Source organism: Modestobacter sp. DSM 44400, from assembly GCF_900107175.1.
Classification (GTDB): Bacteria; Actinomycetota; Actinomycetes; order Mycobacteriales; family Geodermatophilaceae; genus Modestobacter.
On the sequence record NZ_FNOZ01000016.1, the window covers coordinates 65277 to 90205 of the forward strand.

The following is a 24929-nucleotide window of genomic DNA, read 5'->3' on the forward strand; positions in this document are numbered from 1 at the left end:
GCAGATCGTCCCCGAGCGCCCAGCGCGTCCACACGTAGTCGTGGAAGGCCTCGGCGAGTGCGTCGCCGAGGCGGCATCGGCGGCGAGGCCCGCCGGATGGTCGTCATCCCCACGACAGGAGAGTCTGGAGGCCACCCCGCCGGCACCGGCGAGGCGGGTCAGCTCACGTAGCGGCGCGCGGTGGAGCCGCGCTGGGTGTGCTCGAGGGCGGCGAACCGGGCCTCGGCGTGCGGTGGCAGCACGCGGCGCTCCCGCAGCACCCACGGCAGCCCCAGCACCGCCTCCCGCAGACCGCGGGCGGTGACCCGGTCGCGCGGCACGGTGCGCAGCAGGTGCACGGTGCGCCGCAGCGCCGGGCGGAGAGGCCGGCGAAGCCACGTCGTCCACAGCGTGTTGCGGATGCCGTCGGCGCGACGGCGGTGCGGATCGCGGGCAGTGCTGGCCTGGTGGTGGATGGTCAGCTGCGGCAGGTAGCACAGCTCCCACCCGGCGGCGGCCAGATCGCCGGCCATCAGCTCCTCCTCACCGCCCAGCCACAGCCGCTCGGAGAAGCCGCCGACCTCGGTGAACGCCTCCCGGCGGAGCACGCTGGCCCCGGCCAGGAAGCTGCCCAGCGCCGGCCCGGGCAGCCAGTCGGCGCCGACGACGGGGGAGTCGCGCAGCTCGGCGACGATCGGGTCCTCGATCCCGCCCGGCTCGACCAGGATCCGGGCGGTCACCACGGCCAGCCGCGGATGCTCGGTGAGCACGTCGGCGGCGGCGCGCAGCGAGCCGGGCTCCCACCAGGTGTCGTCGTCGCAGAAGGCGACGTAGGGGGTGTCCAGCCGGGCGACGCCCACGTTGCGGCCCACCGCGCCGAGGTTCTCCGGGCTGGCGATCAGCTCGACCCAGGTATGCAGGGCGCGGACCGCCTCGGCGGTGCCGTCGGTGGAGCCGTTGTCGACGACGACCACGTGCGGCTGCTCGGGCAGCGCCCGCAGCCTGGACAGCGCCAGCAGGAGTTCGTCGCGGCGCTGGTGGGTGATGACGACCACGGCCACCCGGGGATCGGAGCCGGAGCCGGTGGTCACCGGCTCGGTGAGCTCGGTCGTCACGGGGCCAGCTCCCGCACGCCGCGCATCACCGACGGAGGCAGCACGCGGCGACGGCGCAGGGCGGCCGGAACCCGGGGGAGCGCACCGGCCAGTCCCCGCCAGCCCACTGGGCCGGCGGCGGCGGCGTGGCGCAGCTGGCCGGTGACCGCGATGGCCGGGTAGCGCATCAGTGCGGTCAGCACCCGGCTGCGCCAGATGCCGGCCTGCCGGGCGGCTGCCGCCTCGCGATGCACCGAGGGGTGGTGGTGGACAGTGACGCCGTCGACGTAGGCGAGTCCCCAGCCGGCGGCGGCCAGGTCCAGGGCGAGCCGCTCCTCCTCCCCGGGGAAGCGGACCACCGGGTCGAACCCACCGACCGCGGTGAAGGCCTCGGTGCGCACCAGCGCCGCGCAGGCCACGAAGCCCAGCAGGGACGGGCCGGGCAGGTCCGGTTCGGTGCCCAAAGGACTCGCGGCCATCTCGGTGCACACCGGATCGAGCTGCTCCTCGGGCCCGACCAGAATACGGGCGTTCAGCAGGCCCAGCCGGCGGTGGGCGCGCATGACCTCCACCGCCCGGGCGAGGTCGCCGGGAGCCCACCATGAGTCGTCGTCGGTGAAGGCCAGGAACGGGCTGTCGGCCTCGGCGGCGCCCAGGGTGCGGGCGAGCGCGCCGGCGTTCTCGGCGAGGGCCAGCACGGTCACCTCGGGGTGGGCGGCCCGGACGGCGTCCACCGTGCCGTCGGTGGAGGCGTTGTCGACGAGGACCACGGGCGCCTCATGGTGCGGGAGGCTGGCCAGCAGGTCGGCCCGGCGGTTCCGGCTGGCCACCACGCAGGTCACCGCCGCGCGCGGGACGTCGAGGTGGGTGGTCATGCCCTCACCCTGCCCGACGGGAGGCCGGGTCAACCGATCCGGGTGGGTGCGGGAGCGCACAGTCTCCGCCGCGGTCAGCCGCGCGGGTCCGTTCGGGCAGTCCGGCCGGCCGGAGCAGTGCGGCCGGGTCGGCGAACAGGGCCGCGGCCGGGCCGGCGCCGGCGATGGCGTCGGCGGCCAGGACGACCGCGGCCGCCGTCCAGGTCGTGCGCTCGACCGGCCAGCGGGCGTCGTCGGCGAAGACCAGGCCGGTCCAGTACGAGCCGTCCTCGGCCCGCAGGTGCTGCATCGCGGCGACCTGCTCGGTGGCGGCATCCGGCTGCCCGACCGCGGTGAGCGCCAGCGCCAGCTCGCAGGTCTCCGCGCCGGTGACCCAGGGCCGGTCGGCGACGCAGCGCACGCCCAGCCCGGGGACGACGAAGGTGTCCCACCCGGCGGCCAGCCGCTCCCCGGCCGCCGGGCCGGTCACCGCACCGGCGAGCACCGGGTAGTACCAGTCCATCGAGTAGCGCGACCGGTCGGCGAACGCCTCGGGACGGCTGCACAGCGCGGTCCGCAGGTCCTCGGCGGCGAGGTCCCAGGCCGGCTGTGGCTCTCCGCACAGATCGGCGAGGGCGATGCCGCAGCGCAGTGCCTGGTAAAGGCTGGCGTTGCCGGCCAGCAGCGCGGTGTCGTCGGGGGACCCGTCGGGGCGCAGCGCCCACGAGACCGCGCCGGTGGCCAGCTGCATGGCGCTGACCAGGTCCAGCGCGCGGCGCACGACGGGCCACAGCCGGACGACGAGCCCCTGGTCGCCGGTGCTCAGCCAGTGGTGCCACACCCCGACCGCCAGGTATCCGGCGTGGTTGCTCTCCGCCGCCGGGGCGATCGGCCGGCCGGCGCGGTACTCCGCGGCCCACGAGCCGTCGGGGCGCTGCTGTGCGGCCAGCCAGCCGTAGGCGGCCGCCGCCCGGTCGTGCTCCCCGCCGACGTCGAGGGCCATCGCGGCCTCGATGGAGTCCCAGGGGTCCAGCTGCTCGGCGCGCGACCAGGGCAGGGCGCCGTCCGGAAGCTGCTCGGCGGCGATGGCGGCGACGGTCTGCTGCACCTGCGCCGCGCTCAGCACGCCCGGCAGCTCGGGCAGGAAGACCGGGTCAGACACGGGCCGGCTTGTCGGCGTAGATGACGAAGCTCTTGCCGAACAGTGGGGCCAGCAGCCGCTCGGCGATGCGGGTCAGCCATGGCCGTCTCATCAGGTCCCACACCAGCAGCCAGTGGTAGGCGCGCACCAGCGCGGTGTCCCGGTCGACCCCGACCGCGCACTTGAGCCACCAGTAGGGAGCGTGCAGCGCGTGGGCGTGGTGGGTGTCACTCGGTTGCAGGCCGACCGCGGCCAGCCGCTCCCAGAGCTGGTCGCCGCGGTAGATCCGCAGGTGGCCACCCTCGTTGGCGTGGTACCGGTCGGACAGCGCCCAGCAGATCCGCTCCGGGCCGTAGCGCGGGACGGTGACCACCATCCGGCCGCCGGGCTTGAGCACCCGGGCGATCTCGGCCAGCGCCGTCCGGTCGTCGGCGATGTGCTCGAGCACCTCCGAGGCCATCACCCGGTCGACGCTTGCGTCGGGCACCGGCAGGGCGCGGAGGTCGCCGCGGGCCACCGCGGCCGACGCCCCGGCCGGTGCTTCGCCGGCGGCCCCGATCGCCTGTAGCCACGTCGAGGTGGTCGCCACCTCGTCGGGGCCCCAGTCGACGGCCAGCACCTGGCCGCCGCGGCGGTAGGCCTCGAAGGCGTGCCGTCCCTCGCCGCAGCCCAGGTCCAGCACCCGCATGCCCGGGCGGACGTCGAGCAGGTCGTAGTCGACGGTCAGCAACGCGCGGTCCTCCGGTCCAGCACCTCGGCGTACCAGTCGGCGGTCCGCTGGGCGGTACGGCGCCAGGTGTAGGCGCCCAGGACCCGCGTGCGGCCGGCCCGGCCCAGCTGCTCCTGCAGGGAGGGGTGGTCCAGCACCAGCTGCAGCGCACCGGCGAGCTGGCCGACGTCCCCGGCCGGCACCTGGACCGCGGCGTGTGAACCGACCACCTCCGGCAGCGCCCCGGCGTCAGTGGTGACCAGCGGTGTTGCGCAGGCCATCGCCTCGACCGCCGGCAGCGAGAACCCCTCGTACAGCGACGGGATGGCGGCCACGGTGGCCGACTGCAGCAGCCGCACCAGCTCCTCGGTGGGCAGCGGACCGGTGAACCGGACCGCCCCGCCCAGGCCGTGCCGCTCCAGTGCGGTCGCCGCCGGGCCACCCGGCCGGGCGGTGCCGACCACGGTGAGCCTGACGTCCCGCTCGGTACGCAGCTTGGCGAGCGCCTCGAGCAGGTGCACCAGCCCCTTGAGCGGGACGTCGGCGCTGGTGGTCACCACGATGCTCGCCGGCTCGCGGGCGCCGGGCGTGGCCGGCGGCCGGAACACGTCGGGGTCGATGCCGATGGGGATGACGTCCACCCGGCGGGCGGGCACGCCCATGTGCCGTTCGATGTCGCGGCGGGAGCTCTCCGAGACGGTGGTCAGCCCGTCGAGCCGCTGCGCCACCCGGGCCTGCATGGCCGTGAAGGCGTACCAGCGGCGCAGGGTGAGCCGGCGGCGCAGGCTTTCGGCGGCGGCGAGCTCCAGGTCGCGGTCGATGGCCACCGGGTGGTGCACGGTGGCCACCGTCGGCAGCCCCGCGCGGCGCAGCTGCAGCAGGCCATAGCCCAGCGACTGGTTGTCGTGCACCATGTCGAAGTGGCCGCGCCGCCGGTCGAGCAGCCGGGCGGCCCGCAGCGAGAAGGTCAGCGGCTCGGGGAAGCCGGCGGTGCACATGGTGGCCCACTCGAGGACGTCGACCGGACCGCGGAACTCGCGCGGGTGCGGCATCCGGAACGGGTCGGGCTCGCGGTAGAGGTCCAGGCTGGGCAATTCGGTGAGCGGCACCCCGGCATCGAGCTCGGGATAGGGCTGCCCGCTGAGGACCTCCACCCGGTGGCCGAGCTCCCGCAGCTCCCGGGACAGCGCCCGGACGTACACGCCCTGCCCGCCGCCGTGCGGTTTGCTCCGGTAGGACAGCAGCGCGACCCGCAACGACCGACCCATGCGTCGGACTCTAACGAGCCACCCGGGCCGGTCCGGTCGCCCCGGCCGACCTCGACCCGAGGGCGCCCCCCGCAGCAGGTGCCCGGCCGGCCTGGCAGGGTGCAGGTCATGCTGCGACACGTCGTGCTCTTCACCTGGACCGAGGACACCCGCCCCGAGCGCCGGGCCGAGACCCTGGCCGCACTGCGGCGGCTGCCCGAGGAGGTCGGCGGGATGACCGCCTTCGCCGTCGGGCCCGATGCCGGGCTGGCCGAGGGGAACGCGCACACCGCGCTGGTGGCCGACTTCCCCGACGCCGAGGCCTTCCGCCGCTACGCGGCGGACCCCCGTCACCTTGCGGTCATCGACGAGCATGTCAAGCCGTTTCTCGCCGCACGGTCGGGCGCCCAGTACGAGGTCTGACCCGTCCCGACCGCGCCCGGCGCCGTGGCCGGGGCAGGGCGGCCGGTCCTACGGTCCGGTCATGTCCGCGACCATGCGACGCCGCCCGCTGAGCCGTTCCGGTCGTGCTGTGCTGCTCGCCGCCGGGCTGGCCGCCTCCGCCACGCTGGCGGGGTACGGCTCCGAGGAGGTGGGCGGCCAGGCGTCTGTCGGGTCGTCGGCGTCCTCCAGCGCGGCCGCGTCGTCGGGCTCCCTGGCCGACGCCGGGGACCTGTCCGCCGGGCTGCTGCCGGCCGCGGCCGGTCGGCGGTGCCGGGTGCCCGCCGCCGTCCACAGGCCAGGTCGCCGTCCACAACCGCCCCTCGACCCCTGCCCGGCGGCCCTGGGCGGGGACAGGCTCGCGGCATGGCCGACGACCTACCCCCGACCCCTGTCCGACTCAGCCAGCTCGGTGAGCTGGCCGCCGCCGTGCCGCTGCTGCTCGGTTTCCGCCCGCGGGAGTCGCTGGTCGCGGTGAGCCTGCGCGGTGGGTCGGAGCGTTCAGGGCGCACCGACCGGGTCGGGCTCACCGCGCGGGTGGACCTGCCCACGGCCGCGCACCGGTCGACCGTTGTCGACCAGCTCGTGGGCGCGCTGCTCACCGACGGGCCCCGCGCCGTGGTGCTGGTCGTCGTCTCCGATGCGCCCCACGACGTCGCCCCGGCGCTGGTCGCCGGCGGGGCGCAGGACCGGCCGTCGGTGGTGGAGCTCCCGCACCGGTCGCTGGTCCGGGAGGCGCTGCTGCGCTTCACCGACGCCGGCGTGGGGGTCGAGGACGCGGTGCTGGTGCGCCGGGGCCGGTGGTGGTCCTACGACTGCGCCGAGGAGTGCTGCCTCCCGGACGAGGGGACGCCGCTGCCCGGGGGCACCAGCCCGCTGGCCGCCGCCTCCGCGATGGCCGGTCTGGTCGTCGAACAGGAGCGCGCCGACCTGGAGCGGCGGATCGCCCCGGTCGGGTTCTTGGCCGCAGCCGGGATGGCCGCCGCCTGCGACGAGGTCGGCGCCGAGGTGTCTGCCCGCGTCGCCCGGCTGGGCTGGGCGGCGCTGGCCGCGGAGTCGGAGGCACTGCTGGAGGACGCCGTGGCCCGGGTGGCGCCCGGCACCGTCGCATCACTGGCCGACCGGGAGCTGGCCCGGCTGGCCTGGGCGCTGCTGGACGAGGGGGTCCGCGACCGCGCCATGGGGTTCGCCCTGGGGCAGCACCTCCCGGCCGTCGAGGTGCTGTGGACCGAGCTCACCCGCCGGGTACCGCCGCCGCTGGACGCTGCCCCGGCCACCCTGCTCGCCGTCACCGCGTGGGTGCAGGGGAACGGCGCGATGGCCAACGTCGCCCTGGACCGGGCGCTGTCGAGCCAGCCGGGCTACCGCATGGCGCAGCTGCTTCGCAGCGCACTCGACGCCTGCCTGCCCCCGGCCGACGTGCGCCGCCTGGTCCGCGAGGGCATCGGCGCACGTCGTGCCGTGGGCTGACCGGTCAGAGCAGCTCGGGGCGCTCCCACTCCTGTCCGAGCACGTGCTCGGACAGGAAGGCCAGCACCGTCTCGTACCAGACCACGGAGTTCCCCGGCGTGAGCACCCAGTGGTTCTCGTCGGGGAAATACAGGAACTTCGAGGGCACCCCGCGCCGCTGCAGGTCGTACCAGAGCCGCAGCCCCTCGCTGATCGGTACGCGGTAGTCCTTGTCGCCGTGGATCACCAGCATCGGCGTGCGGATGGCGTCGGCGTAGCGGTGCGGGGAGTTCTGGTCGTAGCGCTTCGGCTCGGCCAGCGGGTCGCCGAACTCCTTCTGCCAGTACCAGGCCGCGTCGGTGGTCCCGCTGAAGCTGTCCAGGTGCCACAGGCTGGCGTGGGTCACGATCGCCTTGAACCGGTCGGTCTGGGTGGCGATCCAGTTGGCCATGTAGCCGCCGAACGAGCCGCCCATCGCCGCCGTGCGGGTCTGGTCGATCTCCGGCAACGCCTCGGCGGCGTCCACCGCGGCCATCAGGTCGGTGTACGGGGCCTCGCCCCACTCGCCCCAGCCGCGCCGCACGAAGTCCTGCCCGAAGCCCTGCGACAGGGCCGGGTTGGGCAGCAGCACCGCGTAGCCGCGCGCGGCGAGCACCCACGGCGTCCACCGCCACGACCACGAGTTCCAGCTCATCAGCGGGCCACCGTGGACCCACAGCAGGAGCGGGGCCGGTGCATCTGCGCTGGCGCCCTCCGGCAGCACCAGCCACGATTGCACCCGGGTGCCGTCCGGCGCCGTGGCGTCCATCTCCCGCAGGGTGCCCGGCAGCGCGGAGATCGATCCTGGGGAAGGCAGCTCCACCGGATCCTGGTCGGTTGCCCGGGGGTCCAGCCGCACCGGCACGGCGGGGGAGTCGTAGGCCGAGCGGAGGGCGTAGAGGGCACTGCCGTCGCGGGCGACCTGCAGGTCGCTGTAGGCCCCGTCCCGGGTCAGCCGCACCGGTGCCCCGCCGTCGAGCTCCAGCCGGAAGGGGGCGTGCCGGCCGTTGTCATCGGCGAGGAAGAACACCGCCGAGCCGCTCGCGTCGAACTGCGGCGCCGACGGCCAGCGGTCGAAGCCGGCGGTCAGGTCCCGGACGCTCCCGGACGCCGTGTCGACCAGCAGCAGCGTGTAGTCCGGCGGCTCGGAGTAGGAGGACGCCGACTCGCGCACGCAGACCACCGAGTTCCCGTCCGGGGAGAACCGGCCGGCTCCGACGTCGGCCTGCGGGTCGTCGACCAGCACCCGGGTCTCGCCACTGAGGACCTCCGTGAGCATCAGCCGGGAGCGCCGTCCGGCCGGCCCGTCGGGCACGTCCTCGGTGCGCAGCACGAACCGGCCGTCGGGGGAGACGGTCACGTCCTCACCTGCGCCGCTCGGCGGCCCGGCGTCCGGGGTGAGGTCGCGCCACTGCGGCTCGTCGGCGGCCGCCCCGTCGGCGGCCTCGGCCGGGAGCGGACCGACCCAGAACACGTGCGGCACGGCGGGGCCAAGGTCGTGGTCCCAGAACCGCACGGGGTAGCTCTCGTGCAGCACCGCGGTGACGCCGGCCTCCTTGCGGGCCGTGCGGCGCGCCTCGTCGGCCGCGGCGTCGGCGGCGCCGGGCATCGTGCCGGCCACCACGGCGACCTCGCCGGTGTCGGCGGCGACGGCCACCCCGGCGATCCCGGACGGCCGCTGGAGCACCGGCCGCGCCTCGCCGCCGGCGGGGGACAGGCTCCACAGGGCCGGCTTGGGGTCGCCGTCCTTGCCGCCACTGCCAGCACCGGGCCGGGCGGAGAGGAACAGCAGGTCCCCGTCGGAGGTGAAGACCGGAGCGGACTCACCCGCCGTCCCGCGGGTCAGGCGGCGCGGTTCCCGCTGACCGGCCGGGTCGACCTCCCACAGCGCTGACTGCCACTTCGTCCTCTCGCGGTCCAGCGTGGACACCGCCGTCACCAGCCGGGTGCCGTCGGGGGACAGCGCCAGGCCCCCGAGGCGGGGCAGCGCGACGAAGTCGGCCAGCCGGTGGAAGGGGCTGGACGGGGCCGGTCCGGAGGCGGCGTCCCCGCTGGGGGAGTCCTCGGGGTGGGCGGCGGAGGGACCTGCGGAGTCGCTCACCGATGCCTTCTCTCTACGGGTCAGGGCGTGGCAGCCCCGAGCTTAGTGAGCCAGGCGAACGACTTCTCGGGGTAAGCCGACGCCGGCGGTGGCCTCGGTGTCCTGGACCGGCGTCAGGTCCTCGTCGACGGCGCTGACGAACACGTGCTGGGCGACACCGGGCTGCAGCGGCGCCCCCCCGACCAGCACGGCGCCGTGGGACAGCGACGCGGTGACGCGCCGGCCGGGGCGGACCCCGAGTTCGGCGAGCTCGCGCAGCAGCGCGGGGTCCTCCTGCAACTGCTCGCTGATCCGCCGGATGACCACCTCGCACCCCTCGGGGGTGGCCGTCGTCGAGAGCAGGGTCAGGGCATCGAGCACCGCGGCGGTGTCGCCGCCCAGCGCGTCCAGCCCCGGGATGGGGTTGCCGAAGGGGGAGACCGTGGGGTTGCCCAGCAGTGAGAGGAGCTTGCGCTCCACCGCCTCGCTCATCACGTGCTCCCAGCGGCAGGCCTCCTCGTGGACGTCGGCGTAGTCCAGCCCGATCACGTCCACCAGCAGGCACTCGGCGAGCCGGTGCTTGCGCATCACCGCGGTGGCCAGCGCGCGGCCCTCGTCGGACAGCTGCAGGTGCCGGTCACCCTGCACGGAGACCAGGCCGTCGCGCTCCATCCGGGCCACCGTCTGGCTCACCGTCGGACCACTCTGGTGCAGCCGCTCCGCGATCCGGGCCCGGAGGGGGACGATCCCCTCCTCCTCGAGCTCGAAGATCGTCCGGAGGTACATCTCCGTGGTGTCGATGAGATCGTTCACGTCACTCCTCCATCAGGTGCCCCGATCCTACGAGGCGCCGCCACCGGCCGGGGTGCGGCGACCGGCGGCGGCGGACCGGCGCGCGCGGTGCCGTCCACCGGTAGCGTCGGCCGGAGCGAGGGACGCCGACGAGGGGGTTCCGTGATCGAGCTCGCGAGCGCAGGGACGCGCACGGCCGTTGCGGCGGAGGCGGCGGCATGAGCGACGCCGTCACCGTTGTCTGGGACGACGCGCTGCTGGGGTACACCATGGGCGGCGACCACCCGATGCACCCAATCCGGCTCGGCCTCACGATGCGCCTGGCCGACGCCCTGGGCATGCTGTCCGGTGACCGGGTGCAGGTCCTGCGGCCCACGCCGGCCGACGTCGACCTGCTGACCCTGGTGCACGACCCGGCCTACCTGGACGCGGTGAAGCGCGCGCCGGCCGACCCTTACAGCGTGGGCCATGGCCTGGGCACCCCCGACAACCCGGTGTTCGAGGGCATGTACGACGCCGCGGCCCTGGTCACCGGCGGCAGCGTGCTGGCCGCGCAGCAGGTGCACTCGGGCCGCGCGCAGCACGCGGTGAACATCGCCGGTGGCCTGCACCACGCCATGCGGGACGCCGCCTCGGGCTTCTGCGTCTTCAATGACGCGGCGGTCGCCATCGCCTGGCTGCTCGGCCAGGGTTACGAGCGGATCGCCTACGTCGACCTGGACGTGCACCACGGCGACGGGGTCCAGGCCGCCTTCTACGACGACCCCCGGGTGCTCACCGTCAGCGTCCACCAGACGCCGCTGACGCTGTGGCCGGGCACCGGCTACCCCGAGGAGACCGGCGACCCGGACAAGGCGCTGGGCAGCGCGGTCAACCTTGCCCTGCCCAACGGCACCGACGACTCCGGCTGGCTGCGCGCCTTCAACGCCGTCGTGCCCAGCGTGGTCCGGGCTTTCGCCCCGCAGATCCTCATCACCCAGTGCGGCTGCGACGCCCATCACGAGGACCCGCTGGCCGACCTCGCCCTCACCGTGGACGGGCAGCGGGCCTCCTACCGGGCGGTGCACGACCTGGCCCACGAGGTGTGCGACGGGCGCTGGATCGCCCTCGGCGGCGGCGGGTACGGCCTGGTCCGCTGCGTGCCGCGGGCGTGGACCCACCTGATCGCCGAGGCCGGCGGCGACCGGCTCGCCCCGGACACCGAGATCCCGCTGACCTGGCGGGACGACGTCCGTCGGCGCGGACTGCGCACCGAGCCGCCGTTGACCATGACCGAGGGCGGCTACGTCGGTTTCTCCCGGTGGGACCCCTCCACCGAGAACCGGGTGGACCGGGCGATCATGCGGACCCGCACCGCATCCTTCCCCTACTTCGGCCTGGACCCGGACGACCCCCGTGACTGAGCAGCCCCCCGCCACCACACCACTGGACACCTCGACCGACCCAGCCCCCGGCACCGATCCCGCCGCGTCGCCCCCGCCGCACTGGGAGGCCGACGTGGTCGCCGCCGATGGCGGCACCGTGCACCTGCGCCCGATCACCCCGGCCGACGCCGACGGCATCGTCGGCCTGATGGACCGCAGCTCCGACCAGACCCGCTACTACCGGTTCTTCGGGCCGATGCGGCGGCTGTCGGACAAGGAACTCCACCGCTTCACCCACGTCGACCACGTCGACCGGGTCGCCTTCGTGGTGCTGCTGGGCGAGGCGCTGATCGGCGTGGGCCGCTACGACCGTTACCCGGGCACCCGCGACGCCGAGGTGGCCTTCCTCATCGAGGACGCCCACCAGCGTCGCGGCCTCGGCTCGGTGCTGCTCGAGCATCTGGCCGCCGCCGCCCGGGAGCGCGACATCACCCAGTTCGTCGCCGAGGTGCTCAGCCAGAACAGCCCGATGGTCCGGGTCTTCCTGGACGCCGGGTACTCCGCACAGCGCTCCTATGCCGATGGCGTGGTCCACCTGACCTTCCCCATCGCCCCCACCGAGCAGAGCCTCTCGGTCACCTACGAGCGCGAGCAGCGCAGCGAGTCCCGCTCCATCGGCCGGCTCCTCACCCCGGGATCGGTGGCCGTGGTGGGCGCCAGCAACGACGAGACCAAGGTCGGCAATGCCGTCCTGCGCCACCTGCTGGACTACGGCTTCGCCGGCCCGATCTACCCGGTGAACCCGGCGGTCCGGCACGTCCGCGGGGTGCCGGCCTACGCCGGCATCGAGGCCATTCCGGACGACGTCGACCTCGCCGTGCTCGCCGTGCCCGCCGACGAGGTGCCCGCCGTCGTGGAGGCGTGCCGCCGCAAGAGCGTGCGTGGCCTGGTGGTGATCACCGGGGGGTTCGGGGAGACCGGCCCTGCGGGGCGCGCCGCCGAGCGGGAGCTGGTCGCCTCCGCCCGGGCGTCGGGCATGCGGGTAGTGGGCCCCAACTGCCTGGGCATCGTGAACACCGACCCGGCGGTCCGGCTGAACGCCAGCCTGGCCCCCGGCATCCCGGGCCGCGGACGGGTGGGCTTCTTCGCTCAGTCCGGAGCGCTGGGGGTCGCCCTGCTCGAGCGGGCCCGGGAGCGCGGCATCGGGCTGTCCAGCTTCGTCTCCGCCGGCAACCGCGCCGACGTCAGCGGCAACGACCTGCTGCAGTACTGGGCCACCGACCCGGCCACCGAGGTGGTGCTGCTGCACCTGGAGAGCTTCGGCAACCCGCGCAAGTTCGCCCGGCTGGCCCGCCGGATCGGGCGAACCAAGCCGGTCGTCGCGGTGAAGAGCGGGCGGCACGTGCGGATGACCGCCGGGCTGGCCGGCACCAGCGTCTCGGTGCCGGAGCAGTCGGTAGCCGCGCTGTTCGCCTCCGCCGGCGTCATCCGGGTCGACACGCTGGCCCAGCTCTTCGACGTCGGCACCCTGCTGGCCCACCAGCCGCTGCCGGCCGGTGACCGGGTCGCGATCGTCGGCAACTCCACCGCGATGGGGGTGCTCGTCGCCGACGCCGTCCTGGAACAGGGTCTCGAGCTGGCCGACGACCGGCCGGTTGACATCGGTACCCGGGCCGGGCCGGAGGACTTTCGGGCCGCCCTGCAGACAGTCCTCGCCGACGAGGGCGTCGACGCGGTGGTGGCGGTCTTCCTGCCCGCACTGCTGCGCGGGTCGCAGGTTTTCGGCCGGGTGCTGCGGGAGGTCGCGGACGGCGCCACCAAGCCGGTGATCGCCAACTTCCTGTCCACCGACGGGATCCCCGACGAGCTCGCGGTCCGCGACGAGCAGGGCATGCCCGCGCGCGGGTCGGTGCCCTCGTTCTCCACCCCGGAGCGGGCCGTCATCGCCCTGGCCAAGGTCGCCGAGTACGCGCGCTGGCGGCGCCGTCCGATGGGCGTGGTCCCCGATCTGGAGGGCGTCGACGTCGAGGCGGCCCGGCAGCTCGTCGACCGGGTGCTCGCCGAGACCCCGGCCGGCCGGCCGCTCACCGACGAGGAGACCATCGAGCTGCTGGCGGCCTACCTGGTTCCTCTGCTGGGCACCCGTCGGGTTCCCGACGTCGACGCCGCCGTCGCCGCGGCCGAGCAGATCGGCTATCCGGTGGTGCTGAAGTCCACCGCGCCCTGGCTGCGCGACCGGCGTGACCTCGGCGGCATGCGCTTCGACCTGGCCGACGCCGAGGACGTGCGCACCGCGTTCGCCGCCATCCCGGCCGGCGACCCGGTCATCGTCCAGGAGCAGGCCGCGCCCGGCGTCGCGACCGTGGTGGAGATCGTCGACGACCCCTCGTTCGGTGCGCTGGTCAGCTTCGGCCTGGGCGGGGTCGCCACCGACCTGCTCGGCGACCGGGCCTACCGCACGCTCCCACTGACCGACCTGGACGCCGCCGAGCTGGTCCGTGCCCCCCGCGCCTGGCCGCTGCTGAACGGCTACCGGGGGAGCGCACCCGCGGACTCGGCCGCGCTGGAGGACCTGCTGCTCCGCGTCGCGCAGCTCGCCGACGACCTGCCCGAGGTCCTCGGCCTGAGCCTCGAACCGGTGATCGTCGGACCGGCGGACGCCTGGCACGGCGGGCGGTCCCTGGTGGTCGCCGGCGCCTCGGTGCGGATCGGCCCGCCGACCGCGCGAGTCGCGCCGGGCCCACGGCGCATGTTCCGGCCCGACGTGAGCTGAGGAACGCCGAGAGCCGGCCACCTCGAGGAGGTGACCGGCTCTGCGTGTTCTTCCTTACCCGAGATAATCCCGTAGGGCGTCGGCGCGCTGCGGGTCGCGCAGCTTGGCCATCGTCTCGCGCTCGATCTGGCGGACGCGCTCCCGGGAGAGCCCGAAGCGCTTGCCGATCTGCTCCAGGGTCCGCGGCTGCTCGCCGTCCAGACCGAATCGCATGATGACCACGTCGCGCTCGCGGGTCTCCAGGGTCGCCAGCACGTTGCGGACGTCAACCTTCATCATCTGGAACGCGACCGCATCCTCGGCGACGGCGGCGTCGGCGTCCTCGATGAAGTCACCGAGTCGCGACTCCTCGTCTGCGCCCACGGTCTGGTCCAGGCTCACCAGGTCGCGGGAGTACTCCAGTAGCTCGGTGATCCGCTCCGCGGTCAGGTCGAGCTCGAGGCCGAGCTCCTCCGGGGTGGGCTCCCGCTCCAGCTCCTGGAAGATCCGGCGCCGGGTGCGCACCACCTTGTTGACCTGCTCGGCCAGGTGGACGGGCAGCCGGATGGTGCGGCCGGAGTCGGCCATCGCGCGGGTGATGGCCTGGCGGATCCACCACGTCGCGTAGGTCGAGAACTTGAAGCCCTTGGTGTAGTCGAACTTCTCCACCGCGCGGATCAGGCCGACGTTGCCCTCCTGGATCAGGTCCAGGAACGTCATGCCGTGGCCGGTGTAGCGCTTGGCGACCGACACCACGAGCCGGAGGTTGGCCTCCAGCAGATGGGCCTTGGCGGCCTTGCCGTCAGCGGCGAGGGTCTTGTAGTCGCGCTTGACCGCTGGGGTGAGCTGCTTCTCGGCGAGCAGCCGGTCGGCGTAGAGGCCGGCCTCGATCCGTTTGGCCAGCTCCACTTCCTGCTCGGCGGTCAGCAGCGCGGTCTTGCCGATGGTGTTGAGGTAGACGCGCACCAGGTCCGTCGACACCAGACCGCTGGTGTCCGGGGCACGGCGCGGCGAGCGCACCTCGAGAGTGTCGGTCGGGGAGGACTGCAGCAGCGTCACGATGAGTCTTCGTCCTTGCTTCGGGGTCTGGATGCGTACCCAGCGGAAACGGGTGCGGCATCCCGGCGCGATCGGTGCAGAGCGACGGCCCGGGATCGCCGGGTGGCTCTGGGTCCCTCATGTCCGGTGTGGTACATCGTGTCCAACGGATCGAGCGTGGTCGGTGTTCCACCGCGGTCCAACTCACAGCAAACGGCCAGTGGCCGGATAGTTACCCGGTCTGCCGGCGTCGTGCACGTCCGTCCCGGACGGGCACTCAGACCTCGAGTTGCACCGTCATCGGGCCCTCGTTCACCGACGCGACCTGCATCCGCGCACCGAACACCCCGGTCGCCACGGTGGTGCCCCGCCGGCGCAGCTCGGCGACCACCTCGGCGACCAGCGGCTCGGCCACCTTCCAGGGCGCGGCGTCGGCCCAGGACGGGCGGCGGCCCTTGCGGGTGTCGGCGTACAGGGTGAACTGGCTCACCACCAGGACGGCCAGGCCGAGGTCGCCCACCGACCGGGCGCCGTCCCCGGTCGGGAAGACCCGCAGCTCGTGCACCTTCCGCGCCAGCGTCCGTGCGCGGTCCCCGTCGTCGTCGTGGCCGACCCCGACCAGCGCCAGCAGTCCGGCGCCGATGGCGCCGACGACCTCGCCGTCCACGGTCACCGACGCCTCGCTCACCCGGGTCACGACGGCACGCACGGGCCCATCCTGACCGGTGGCCCGGTCGGGCAGGATCCAGGGCGTGCCGACCCTCCACCTCGCCCCGGACGACGCCGCTGACGAGCTGCTGAGCCGGGACCCGCTGGCCCTGCTGATCGGGATGCTGCTGGACCAGCAGTTCCCGATCGAGCGGGCCTTCGGCTCGCCCCGCCTGCTGGCCGACCGGCTGGGCGTCCAGACGCTGTCGGCGGCCGAGCTCGCCGCGTGTGACCCCGACGTGCTGAAGGCGCACTTCGCCGGCCCGCCGGCGCTGCACCGCTACCCGGGCTCGATGGCCCGCCGCACGCAGGAGCTGGCCCGCGCGCTGGTCGAGCGCTACGACGGCCGGGCCGACGCGGTGTGGGCCGACGTCCCCGACGGCGCGACGCTGCTGCGCCGGCTGGGGGAGCTGCCCGGCTTCGGCGCCCAGAAGGCGAGGATCTTCCTCGCGCTGCTCGGCAAGCAGTGCGGCGTGACGCCGCCGGGGTGGCGAGAGACGGCGGGGGCGTACGGCGAGGACGGCGCCCGACGCTCGGTCGCCGACATCACCGACCCGGCGACGCTGGCCGAGGTGCGGGCGACCAAGCAGGCGGCGAAGCAGGCTGCCAAAGACGCGAAGGCGGCCCCGGCCGGAACGGCCTGACGACGCTCCCGCCACCTCGCTCAGGAGGGTCCGCGAGGCCCCTGCATCGCACACCATCGAGTGGCACCATGGGTCCAGGAGCCGGGGGCTCCGGGGGCCGGTCGCACCACCCAGCAGGACCCACCGCCGACCACCGCCGCCCTTCCCCCGGCCAGCTCAGGGAAGGGCACCCGTGGCCTCCAGCCAGCAGTTCCCGCACCGCGATCCCTCCGGCGCCAGCCGCGTCGAGCCGGTCCTCATCACCGAGGCGGAGCCCAGCCAAGGTGAGCAGCAGCGCGCCCGCAAACGGCGCTACGTGATCACGATGGGCATCCGCGCGCTGAGCCTGATCGCGGCCGCGCTGACCTACCAGGTGTCGGTCTGGCTGATGGCGGTCTTCGCCGTCCTCGGCACGGTGCTGCCATGGTTCGCCGTTGTCATGGCCAACGACCGCCCGCCGAAGAAGCGGGTCGACGTGAACCGGTACACCCCGCCCCGGCCGGACCGGGTGCTGGAGTCGGAAAAGTCGGCGCGCGTCATCGACATGTGATCCCACCTCCGGTGGCGGAGATGCACGGCTTCGCCGTGCCGTGGAGAGCGGGCCTCAGCGGGCGCCGGCCCGCCCGACCACGGTCGCGGCCCGTGCCAGCCCCGCCGCGAGCGCGGTGGCCGGATCGGGCCGTCCGCCGGCCACTACCCACGCGCCGAGCACGCCGGCGACGAATGCGTCGCCCGCGCCGGTGGTGTCGACGACCGTCGCCGGGTGTGCGGGGGCGTGCACCAGCTCGTCGCCAGCAGCCCAGAGCGCACCTTCGGCACCCAGGCTCACCACGACGACCGGGTGCACGCCGGCCAGCGTCCGGGCCGCGTCGCCCAGGTCGGCGCACCCGGTCAGCAGCCGGGCCTCCTCGGCGTTGGGCATCAGCAGGGTGGCCGCGGCCGTGTCGGACACCCAGCGCTCCACCCCGTACGCGGTCAGCGGCCCGGTGGACGCCGGGTCCAGGGACACCGTGCACCCGGCCGCCACCGCTGCGGCCAGCGCCGCGAGCCCCGCATCGCGGGGGCCCGGGTCCAGCAGCGTGTAGCCGGACAGGTGCAGGTGGGCGTTGGGCGTCGGCGGTGGCACGTCGGCCGGGCGCAGCGCCAGGTTTGCGCCCCGGTCGGCCAGCATGCTGCGCTGCCCGTCGGGCTCGACCAGGCTGACGATGGTCCCGGTGGCGCCCCCCGGCACGGTGCGCAGCGCCAGCCGGACGCCGGCCGCGGCGAGCTCACCGGCCAGCGCCGTCCCGGCCGCGTCGTCGCCGATGCACCCGGCCAGCAGCACCGTCGTCCCCAGGGCGGCGAGGTGCGCCGCCACGTTCGCCCCCGCCCCGCCGCCGCGGGTGGCGATCGACGCCGACCGGTCGGAGCCGGGCGCCGGCGTGCCGGTAAGCAGGACCACGACATCGGTGGCGACGTCGCCCACCACCACGACGGCCGGCGCAGGCTGGTCGCCGGCCACGGTCAGCGGGGGAGTGCGGCGAGCTCGGCCGCGATCTGCCCGGCCAGCTCGGCGTTGCGCAGCACCAGCCGCACGTTGACCGCCAGGCTCGCCCCGCCGCTGGCCCGGTGCAGGTGGTCGAGGATGAACGGGGTCACGTCCTTGCCGCGCGCCCCGGCGGCGTCCGCGGCGGCCAGGGCGTCGGTGATCACCCGGTCGTGCAGCTCCGCGTCCAACTGCTCCTCGACCGGCAGCGGGTTGGCCACCACCACCGCCCCGGGCGCCAGCGCGCCGCGGGCCGCAAAGACGGCGGCGGCCTGCCCGGCGTCCTGGACCGACCAGTCCAGCGGGGAGCCGGAGTCGGCGACGTAGAACCCGGGAAAACGGAGTGTGCGGTAGCCCACCACGGTGACCGACAGGCTCTCCAGGCGCTCCAGCGTGGCCGGGACGTCGAGGATGGACTTCACGCCGGCACAGACGACGACCAGCGAGATCCGGGCCAGGGCGACGAGGTCGGCGGACTCGTCGAACGTGTCGCTGGCGTGCCGGTGCACCCCGCCCAGCCCGCCGGTGGCGAACACCCCGATGCCGGCCTGCGCGGCCAGCAGTGCCGTGCTGGACACGGTGGTGGCCCCGCTGCGCCCCAGGGCCGCGGCGACGGGGAGGTCCCGGACACCCAGCTTGGCCAGTTCGGGATCGGCGCACACCCGGTCGACCTCGGCGGCGGTGAGGCCCACGTGCGGCATCCCGTCCAGGACGGCGATGGTGGCCGGCACCGCGCCCCCCGTGCGGACGGCGGCCTCCACGTCGTCGGCCGCCTGCCGGTTCTCCGGTCGCGGCAGGCCGTGCGCCAGCAGGGTGCTCTCCAGCGCCACGACCGGGCGCCCGGCGGCGAGCGCCTCCGCCACCTCGGGGGACAGGACGGCGGGCACTGTCGGGCGCGGGGAACCGGCGGGGATCTGCACCCTGTCATCATGGACGGCGGTGCAGCGTCGGCCGGCGCCCCCCGGCGCCCGGCCCCGCACCCCGACCCATGGGAGCAGCCGTGAGCAGCAGCGACATCCTCGAGCGCCCGGACGTCCGCGAGTCCGAGACCGGCAACGCCAACGAGGTGTTCCACTACGTCAAGAAGAACAAGATCGCCGAGAGTGCCGTCATGGGCACCATGGTCGAGGCGCTGTGTGGCGAGGTGTTCCCGGTGACCAAGACCCCGAAGCCCGGTAGCCCGGTGTGCCCGGCCTGCAAGGAGGTCTACGAGCAGCTCAAGCGCGACTGAGTTGAACTGCCGGCCTCCGGCCCCCACCGCGGCCAGGTGCATGGACGGGTTGCGCTGAGCCGGTTCCCGGGTCGGACCGCGCTCCGCGCGGGGATCCGCAGACCCTCTCAGCGCATGCCCAGCTTGCGGGCCTCCAGCTCGATCTTGGCCGCGCGGCGGCGGCGCCGGCGGCGGTCGTGTCGCCGCTGCTGCGCCGGCCAGTGGGCCTCGATGGTGGCGTTGAGCTCCGCGCCCAGCAGCGTGGACATGCCGAGGAAGAAGCAGAACAGCAGGGCCGCGATCGGCGCCGCGAGCGCCCCGTAGGGCAGCGCGGTGGTCAGGATGTCGGCCACGTAGGCGCGCAGCAGCGTGGCCGCCACGACGAAGAACGCCATCGCGAAGACTGCACCGGGCAGGTGGCGGTGCCACGGGACACGCTTGGGGAGCGTCACGTGGTACAGGCTGGTCAGGGCCAGGACGAGGCCCACCAGCACGAGCGGCCAGTAGACGGCGTTGACCAGTAGGGTCGCGGTGGGCCGCCAGTGCAGTGGCAGCAACGAGACGAGCACCTCCCGGCCCAACACCAACAGGGGCAGGGTCAGGACGGCGACCACCAGCGCCACCACGAACAGCCACAGCGCCATCAGCCGGGTGGTGATCGGCCCCCGGACGTCGCGCTGGTCGTAGGCGATGACGATGGTGTTGACAAAGGTCGCGGTTGCCGACGAGCCCGCCCACAACGACAGGACGAAGCCGACGCTGACCACCTCGAGCCGTCCAGACCCCAGGATGTCGTCCAGGGTGGGTCGCACGAGCGAGTCGATGACGTCGGGGGTCACCCCCTCGGAGGCCAGCGTGAGCAGCCGGTCCTGGATCTCCTGCACGCGATCGGCGCCGATCCAGTCACCGAGGTAGCCCAGCGAACCGAGCAGCCCGATCAGCAACGGCGGGACCGAGAGCACCTGCCAGAAGGCGGCCTCGGCGGACAGTCCGAGGATGCGGTCGCCCCAGGCCTTGGCCACCGTGCGGCCGAGCAGTTGCAGCGGGATGCCGACCACCGCCGGGAGACGGTCCAGCCGGGACCCGAACGCGCGTGCCGGTCGTGCAGTCGCTGTAGCGACCGTGGCGTCGATGGCCGCCGCAGGATCCACCGGTCCGTCGGCGTCCGGCTGCGGACCGCGTTCGTCCAGGTCACCGGCGTGCGCCGATGGACCGGACGGGACGAGGTGGGCCACCGGCCCAGTGTGCACGGCAGGGCGCGCCGTGGTGCGTCTACGGTTCGGACACGCCCACTCAGGCGGGGAGACGGCTCAGCCCGCGGGTGCCACCGGGGCGCTGGGGGCGGCACCGGCCGGTGGTGCGGGAGCCGGGACCGTCGGCGGCACGCAGCGGATGACCGCCTCGGCTGCGTAGCGGGTGTTGAAGTCCTCCCGCCGCAGCTCCGCTCCGGTGCCCAGGTCCTTGAACACCCGGGTGACGGTGATGTCGAAGCCCGTCGACCCGGACTGCGGGGTGCAGTTGCCGTCGTCGACCTTCTCCTGGACCGCCGGCTCGCGGGCGTTCCTGCGCTCGCTGCTGACCGACTCGACGTCGTAGTGCTCGGTACCCCAGAACCGCACCGTGAGCGTGCCGGGCACCCACTCGGTCTGCACGTAGATGCCGGTGTCGGTGTCGTTCTTCCACTGCAGGTCGATCTGGCCCTCGTACACCGTGGCCTCACGCCCGGCGGGGTAGCGGCTGATGTAGAAGCTGTGCGGCTTGTGGTGGACGTCCTCGAGGCCGGCGAAGAAGACGGCGTTGAACATCGTGGTGGCGAACTGGCTGATCCCGCCGCCGACGGCCTGGGACAGCTTGCCCCCGCTGATCACCGCGGCCGGCACATAGCCCTGGGCGGTGCCGCGTGGACCGGTGAAGTCGTTGAGGCTGAAGGTTTCCCCGGGCCGGACCAGCGCACCGTCGACCTCGGCGGCCACGACGCGGATGTTGGTCCCGCTGGCCGGGCTGGTGAAGTTGGTGGAGAAGGAGCTGACCTCCTCCGTGATGCCCAGCGCCTGCGCCTGCTCGGTGGTGAACTCCGCCGGCACCGGGCCGAGGGTGGCGGTCACCGAACGCGGGGCGGGGTCGTCGAGGACCCCGAGCAGCTGGTCGGCGAGCTGCGTGGGGTTGATGCCCTGGCCGTCGACCGAGGGGATGACGCTGATCGCGCCGCCGGACACCTCGAAGCGCGCGTCCTCAGCAGGGGTGCCGAAGACCCCGAACTCCTCGTCCATCGACGTCTGCAGGGCCGCCGGGTCCACCGCGACGGTCAGGGTGCCGTCGTCGTCCGGCGTGAAGGTCAGCGAGGCGGCGATGGCGCTCACCGGCAGCTCGACGGAGTCCCCGCCCTCCGCGGCGAGGACCGTCACCGGCGCCGAGAGCGCCGGCGTGACCGTCTCGTCGAACACCCGCTGGGCCTCGTCGGCCAGGACCCGCACCCGGACGACGTCCACCGGCAGCTCGATGGGGGTGGCCGGGTCGCCGCCACCGGACAGCGCGGCGGTGATCGCCGCCGCGGCGCCGTCCCGGTCGACGGTGCGGCCGTCGACCGGCGCGACCACGCTGGGCGTCGTTCCGTCGATGGTGATGGTGGCGTCGACCGCGGCGCGGTCGACCGTGCCGGCGAACTGCTCCAGCTGGGCGGCCATCGCTGTCTCGTCGGCGGTGAACACCGGGTCGACCTCGCGGTCGCTGGCCAGCGTGGTCAGCCGGGTCCAGGGGTTGAGCGGCTGGTCGTCGGCGGCGTCGACGGTGCCCGGTGCGTCGAGCGCGATGCCGGCCGCGGGCGGGTGCAGCACGCCCGGCACGCCGTCAGCGACCAGCGTGTGGTCGGCGCTGACTCGCGGGACCAGTTCCTCGGTCAGCAGGTCGCCCGCCGCGGCGGGGGAGAGGCCGCCGATCTCGACCCCGGCCACCACGGTGTGCCGGGGCACGTCGTCGCCGGCGGCCAGCAGGTCGATGCCGTAGAGCGCCGCCAGCGCCACCACGACCGCGGCAGGCGCTAGTACCGCGCGGCGGCGCCACCACGGACGGCCGGCGGCCGGCCGGGAGGAGTCCTCCGGGTTACCCGGGTCGGCGGGGTCGACGGGTGGGGGCGGCGGGGTGTCACCGAGCCGAGGGCCGAGGGCCGGGGGGCTGGGCGCAGCCGCGGTCGTCGGCAGGGCCGCGGTCACCTCGGCGGGGCCGGGTTCGTCGTCGGCGGCCACCGCCCGCGGGGGGACGGCGACGGTCGGGCGCTCATCCGGGGCCGCCGGGTCGACGGCCCCGGCCGGGGGTGGTGTGTCCCCGGCCGGCGGTGGCGTGCCCCCGGAGGGCCGGGGGGGCGCGGGGCGCCCGCAGCGGACCGAACCGTCGGGGAGTAGTCGGCGGGTGTCCGGCTCCGTGGAGGAGTCCTGCGGCATCTGTGGCTCTCCGGCTCGGCGGGGACCGGGGGGTCCGGTCCCTGGGTACGACGAAGCCGCCGACCTCGTGTCACCCCGGTGGGGTGCAGGAGATCGGCGGCTGCGTCAAGGTGAGGGCTTCATCGCTGAGGGCGACGATAGCGCCTCGGTCAGCTGGAGACGGGCGCCTCGCTGTCGGTGTCGATGATGTCGACCGCGATGTCGCGGAGCTTGCTCTCGTACTCCCGTGCGTGGTGCCCGCAGAACACGAGGTCGCTCCCACTCGGGAGCACCACCCGCACCTTGGCCAGAGCACCACAACGGTCGCAGTGGAACGGAACGACGAGCTCATCGGTGGGCGGGGTCGTCGTCAGCGTCTGGGTCATCTGGCTCATCACTCGCTCTCTACCGCACGGACCCGCGGCTGCGGATCGGCCTCCTGCACAGCGCCAGGATGGCCCCTCGTGTTCCCGTTCCGACACCTGTTCCGCACGAACTCGCCGAATGAGATGCGGCCGTAACACGAACGGGTGCGTGGAGCGGTCCAGCAAGAGACGTCACTGGTTCGGATCTGGGTCCGGGTGGTGCACGTGCTCGTTCGGGTTGCTGCTGGCTCGCACCAGCCGTGGGTCCGCTGCTGTTCTGACGTCTCCCACGCTACCCGCTCTACCCACCGGCTGCCGGCACCACACCGGAGCGCTCACCCGTTGGGTGGGGGAGGCGACCGGGACCGACAGCCCGGTCCAGGGCGTCCCCGAGCTTGCGAGGGGCCCGGGAAGCGGCCCCTTCCCGGGCACCGCCCCGAGCGTGCGAGGGGTGGGGAGGAGTCAGCCCCGTCCCGAGGCTTACCCCGAGCTCGCGAGGGGTGGGATGGACGGGGTCCTTCCTCAGTCCAGGTAGTCGCGCACTAAGGATGCCTGAACGATGTGCTGACCTGCATTCAAGCAGGCAGCTCAGGAGCGGTGTGCATTGAAATATCTTGGACTGAGTAGCGGTACCGATCAGATGGTGGGGCCGGCGAGGTAGAGGCCAGCCGCGCAGTCGAGGGCTTCTTCGGGGGTGCCGGTGAAGCTGCCGGTGGGCAGGATTTGGTCTTCATGCCGGCCGCTGCTGGCAAGGTAGAGGGCGAACCCCCCAGGTGGTGGCCGAGCCGCCGAGCCGCCGTACCGCAGTCGGCACAGCGGCGGGGTCTCACCGTCGGCGAGTTGTCCCTGCGCGCAAGCGCAGGCGCCGCGGACGCGGACCGTCGAATCGGCCAGTTGGGGCCAGTTCGTATGGGCGTGGGTGCGTAGCCGCCGGTTCAGCGAGGACTTGGTGGACTCCGGAAAGGTGGCCACCGGACCCATGGTGGCGCACCGGCGCGCCTACTCGCATCCAGGACATGGGCTGGACACGTTTAAGTCGGTTCCTGTCGTGATCTCCGGTTGGGGCTTCCCCCAAGCACTCCCGCAGGTGGGTTGTGGCAGCGGGAGATAGGGGCCGGCCGCTGGAAGCGGCGGGTGCCGCCCGGAGGTACTTGGCCGGGCGGGAGCGCGCCACCGTCCCCGGGGTAAAGAGTGAAGTCAGCGGCGGGTGCGCAGGTCCCAGTTCCACACCGTCGAGGCGTCAGCGTCCGGTGGCGGTGGCGGTGGCGGTCGCTGCGACCCACGCACGTCTCACTCACAGGTCCCGTCCCGGTGGCTGCCCCCATCTTGAGTGGAGACCGAATTCCGTACACGGGCAACACTGTCAGTGATCACGCGATCCCACCCGGTGAGTAGCCGGGGCCGCCTACGCCGGTGAGCTCGGCCAACACCGCGGAGGGGAAGCGGGCTGGCGGCCCAGTTACTCGTGGCCCAGTTGCTGGTGGACGGATGCCGAGAATAGACCAAGGCCGGGAGGCCGTTCCGCGGGGTCGGGTCCTGGACCGGTGGCAGCGCCGCGTTCGTCAGCTCTGTGAGCCTGGGGGCAGCCGGGTCAGGCACCAGTGTCTCGGACTGGTTACTCCGCTGGGCTGGGCTGGGCTGGGCTGGGCGGGCAGGGATGGGGGAACGACGTTGGGGCCGGCCTCGGAGGGGCGGGGGCCGTCTTGTCGGTGCAGCCGGACGGCGACCAGTGCCACGTCGTCATCAGGTCGCCTGTGCACCATGCGATCGAGCACGCCGTCGACTAGAGCGTGTCTGCTAACTGCGGACGCGGTGATGGATGATCATGCAGCCGAGGAGGACACCGCCGAGGTAGGTGGTGGCGTATTTGTCGTAGCGGGTGGCGATAGCGCGCCACTGCTTGAGCCGGCCGAACCCGCGTTCGACGGTGTTGCGGTCCTTGTAGAGCTCGGCATCGCAGGCCGGTGGTCGCCCACCGGCCGAGCCCTTGGCCTTGCGGCGTGCGATCTGGTCGCTGCGTTCGGGAATCGTGTGAGCGATCTTCTTCGCCCGCAGGTGCGCCCGCGTACTGGGATGGGAGTACGCCTTGTCCGCCAGCAGCCG

Annotated in this window: 23 protein-coding genes; 7 read left to right on the forward strand and 16 right to left on the reverse strand. The window is 74.0% G+C overall.

Annotation, left to right across the window (positions count from 1 at the left end):
* Positions 1–158: 158 nt before the first annotated feature.
* Genes BLW04_RS12105 through BLW04_RS12125 form a run of 5 tightly spaced genes read right to left on the reverse strand, consistent with a single transcriptional unit; the run spans position 159 to position 5045 of the window.
* Positions 159–1094: a glycosyltransferase family 2 protein gene (locus tag BLW04_RS12105; protein ID WP_091540931.1), complete on the reverse strand. Its 936-nt coding sequence runs from the start codon at positions 1092–1094 to the stop codon at positions 159–161.
* The gene (locus BLW04_RS12110; RefSeq protein WP_091541023.1) at positions 1091–1948 is read right to left on the reverse strand and encodes a glycosyltransferase family 2 protein; all 858 of its coding nucleotides are present in this window, start codon (positions 1946–1948) and stop codon (positions 1091–1093) included. Before BLW04_RS12110 ends, BLW04_RS12105 begins: the two co-directional genes overlap by 4 nt.
* A 4-nt stretch (positions 1949–1952) precedes the next feature.
* Positions 1953–3089, reverse strand: a complete 1137-nt coding sequence (locus BLW04_RS12115) for a glucosidase family protein (RefSeq protein WP_254781422.1) — start codon at positions 3087–3089, stop codon at positions 1953–1955.
* Positions 3082–3798, reverse strand: coding sequence for a class I SAM-dependent methyltransferase (locus BLW04_RS12120; protein WP_091540934.1), 717 nt, complete (start codon positions 3796–3798; stop codon positions 3082–3084). Before BLW04_RS12120 ends, BLW04_RS12115 begins: the two co-directional genes overlap by 8 nt.
* Positions 3792–5045: a glycosyltransferase family 4 protein gene (locus tag BLW04_RS12125; RefSeq protein ID WP_175484026.1), complete on the reverse strand. Its 1254-nt coding sequence runs from the start codon at positions 5043–5045 to the stop codon at positions 3792–3794. The genes BLW04_RS12120 and BLW04_RS12125 overlap by 7 nt, the downstream gene beginning before the upstream one ends.
* Before the next feature lie 108 nt (positions 5046–5153).
* Here BLW04_RS12125 and BLW04_RS12130 point away from each other — a divergent pair, with 108 nt between their 5' ends.
* Entirely contained in the window at positions 5154–5447 is a 294-nt protein-coding gene (locus BLW04_RS12130; protein WP_091541030.1) for a Dabb family protein, read from the forward strand.
* Between the two features lie 384 nt (positions 5448–5831).
* Positions 5832–6935: a DUF4192 domain-containing protein gene (locus tag BLW04_RS12135; RefSeq protein ID WP_091540937.1), complete on the forward strand. Its 1104-nt coding sequence runs from the start codon at positions 5832–5834 to the stop codon at positions 6933–6935.
* 4 nt (positions 6936–6939) lie between these two features.
* Here the strand turns inward: BLW04_RS12135 and BLW04_RS12140 are convergent, their stop codons facing one another.
* Together BLW04_RS12140 and BLW04_RS12145 are read right to left on the reverse strand one after the other, a co-directional pair.
* On the reverse strand, positions 6940–9054 hold the full coding sequence (locus BLW04_RS12140) for a S9 family peptidase (RefSeq protein ID WP_091540941.1): 2115 nt from the start codon (positions 9052–9054) through the stop codon (positions 6940–6942).
* Positions 9055–9096: 42 nt separating this feature from the next.
* A complete protein-coding gene (locus BLW04_RS12145) occupies positions 9097–9846 on the reverse strand; it encodes a metal-dependent transcriptional regulator (RefSeq protein ID WP_091540945.1) in 750 nt (249 codons plus the stop codon).
* A 197-nt stretch (positions 9847–10043) separates the two neighbouring features.
* On the opposite strand from BLW04_RS12145, the gene BLW04_RS12150 reads away from it, so the two are divergent.
* Positions 10044–11228 carry an acetoin utilization protein AcuC gene (locus BLW04_RS12150; protein WP_091540948.1) on the forward strand — a complete coding sequence of 395 codons (1185 nt, stop codon included), beginning with the start codon at positions 10044–10046 and terminating at the stop codon, positions 11226–11228.
* On the forward strand, positions 11221–13962 hold the full coding sequence (locus BLW04_RS12155) for a bifunctional acetate--CoA ligase family protein/GNAT family N-acetyltransferase (RefSeq protein ID WP_254781424.1): 2742 nt from the start codon (positions 11221–11223) through the stop codon (positions 13960–13962). Before BLW04_RS12150 ends, BLW04_RS12155 begins: the two co-directional genes overlap by 8 nt.
* Positions 13963–14016: 54 nt before the next feature.
* Here the strand turns inward: BLW04_RS12155 and sigB are convergent, their stop codons facing one another.
* Positions 14017–15000, reverse strand: a complete 984-nt coding sequence (gene sigB / locus BLW04_RS12160) for an RNA polymerase sigma factor SigB (RefSeq protein ID WP_091540951.1) — start codon at positions 14998–15000, stop codon at positions 14017–14019.
* A gap of 256 nt (positions 15001–15256) precedes the next feature.
* On the reverse strand, positions 15257–15688 hold the full coding sequence (dtd, locus tag BLW04_RS12165) for a D-aminoacyl-tRNA deacylase (protein WP_091540953.1): 432 nt from the start codon (positions 15686–15688) through the stop codon (positions 15257–15259).
* Between the two features lie 43 nt (positions 15689–15731).
* On the opposite strand from dtd, the gene BLW04_RS12170 reads away from it, so the two are divergent.
* Positions 15732–16331, forward strand: a complete 600-nt coding sequence (locus BLW04_RS12170) for an HhH-GPD-type base excision DNA repair protein (protein WP_091540963.1) — start codon at positions 15732–15734, stop codon at positions 16329–16331.
* 172 nt (positions 16332–16503) lie between these two features.
* A complete protein-coding gene (locus tag BLW04_RS12175) occupies positions 16504–16860 on the forward strand; it encodes a DUF3099 domain-containing protein (protein WP_091540968.1) in 357 nt (118 codons plus the stop codon).
* Positions 16861–16914: 54 nt separating this feature from the next.
* On the opposite strand, the gene BLW04_RS12180 is transcribed toward BLW04_RS12175, so the two are convergent.
* Complete coding sequence (locus BLW04_RS12180) at positions 16915–17811, reverse strand: carbohydrate kinase family protein (protein ID WP_091540972.1); 897 nt, start codon at positions 17809–17811, stop codon at positions 16915–16917.
* Positions 17812–17813: 2 nt separating this feature from the next.
* The gene (locus BLW04_RS12185; protein WP_217631010.1) at positions 17814–18755 is read right to left on the reverse strand and encodes a pseudouridine-5'-phosphate glycosidase; all 942 of its coding nucleotides are present in this window, start codon (positions 18753–18755) and stop codon (positions 17814–17816) included.
* 80 nt (positions 18756–18835) lie between these two features.
* On the opposite strand from BLW04_RS12185, the gene BLW04_RS12190 reads away from it, so the two are divergent.
* Complete coding sequence (locus BLW04_RS12190; RefSeq protein ID WP_217631011.1) at positions 18836–19066, forward strand: DUF3039 domain-containing protein; 231 nt, start codon at positions 18836–18838, stop codon at positions 19064–19066.
* A 107-nt stretch (positions 19067–19173) separates the two neighbouring features.
* Here the strand turns inward: BLW04_RS12190 and BLW04_RS12195 are convergent, their stop codons facing one another.
* The 5 genes from BLW04_RS12195 to BLW04_RS12215 all read right to left on the reverse strand — a co-directional run.
* Entirely contained in the window at positions 19174–20280 is a 1107-nt protein-coding gene (locus BLW04_RS12195; protein ID WP_254781426.1) for a YihY/virulence factor BrkB family protein, read from the reverse strand.
* A 75-nt stretch (positions 20281–20355) separates the two neighbouring features.
* On the reverse strand, positions 20356–22482 hold the full coding sequence (locus BLW04_RS12200; protein WP_091540981.1) for a VanW family protein: 2127 nt from the start codon (positions 22480–22482) through the stop codon (positions 20356–20358).
* A 149-nt stretch (positions 22483–22631) separates the two neighbouring features.
* Positions 22632–22856: a DUF7455 domain-containing protein gene (locus BLW04_RS12205; protein ID WP_254781428.1), complete on the reverse strand. Its 225-nt coding sequence runs from the start codon at positions 22854–22856 to the stop codon at positions 22632–22634.
* A gap of 606 nt (positions 22857–23462) precedes the next feature.
* Positions 23463–23798: a hypothetical protein gene (locus BLW04_RS12210; protein ID WP_217631012.1), complete on the reverse strand. Its 336-nt coding sequence runs from the start codon at positions 23796–23798 to the stop codon at positions 23463–23465.
* A gap of 825 nt (positions 23799–24623) precedes the next feature.
* Positions 24624–24929: transposase (locus BLW04_RS12215; protein WP_139306826.1), on the reverse strand; the 306-nt coding region annotated here is incomplete at its 5' end.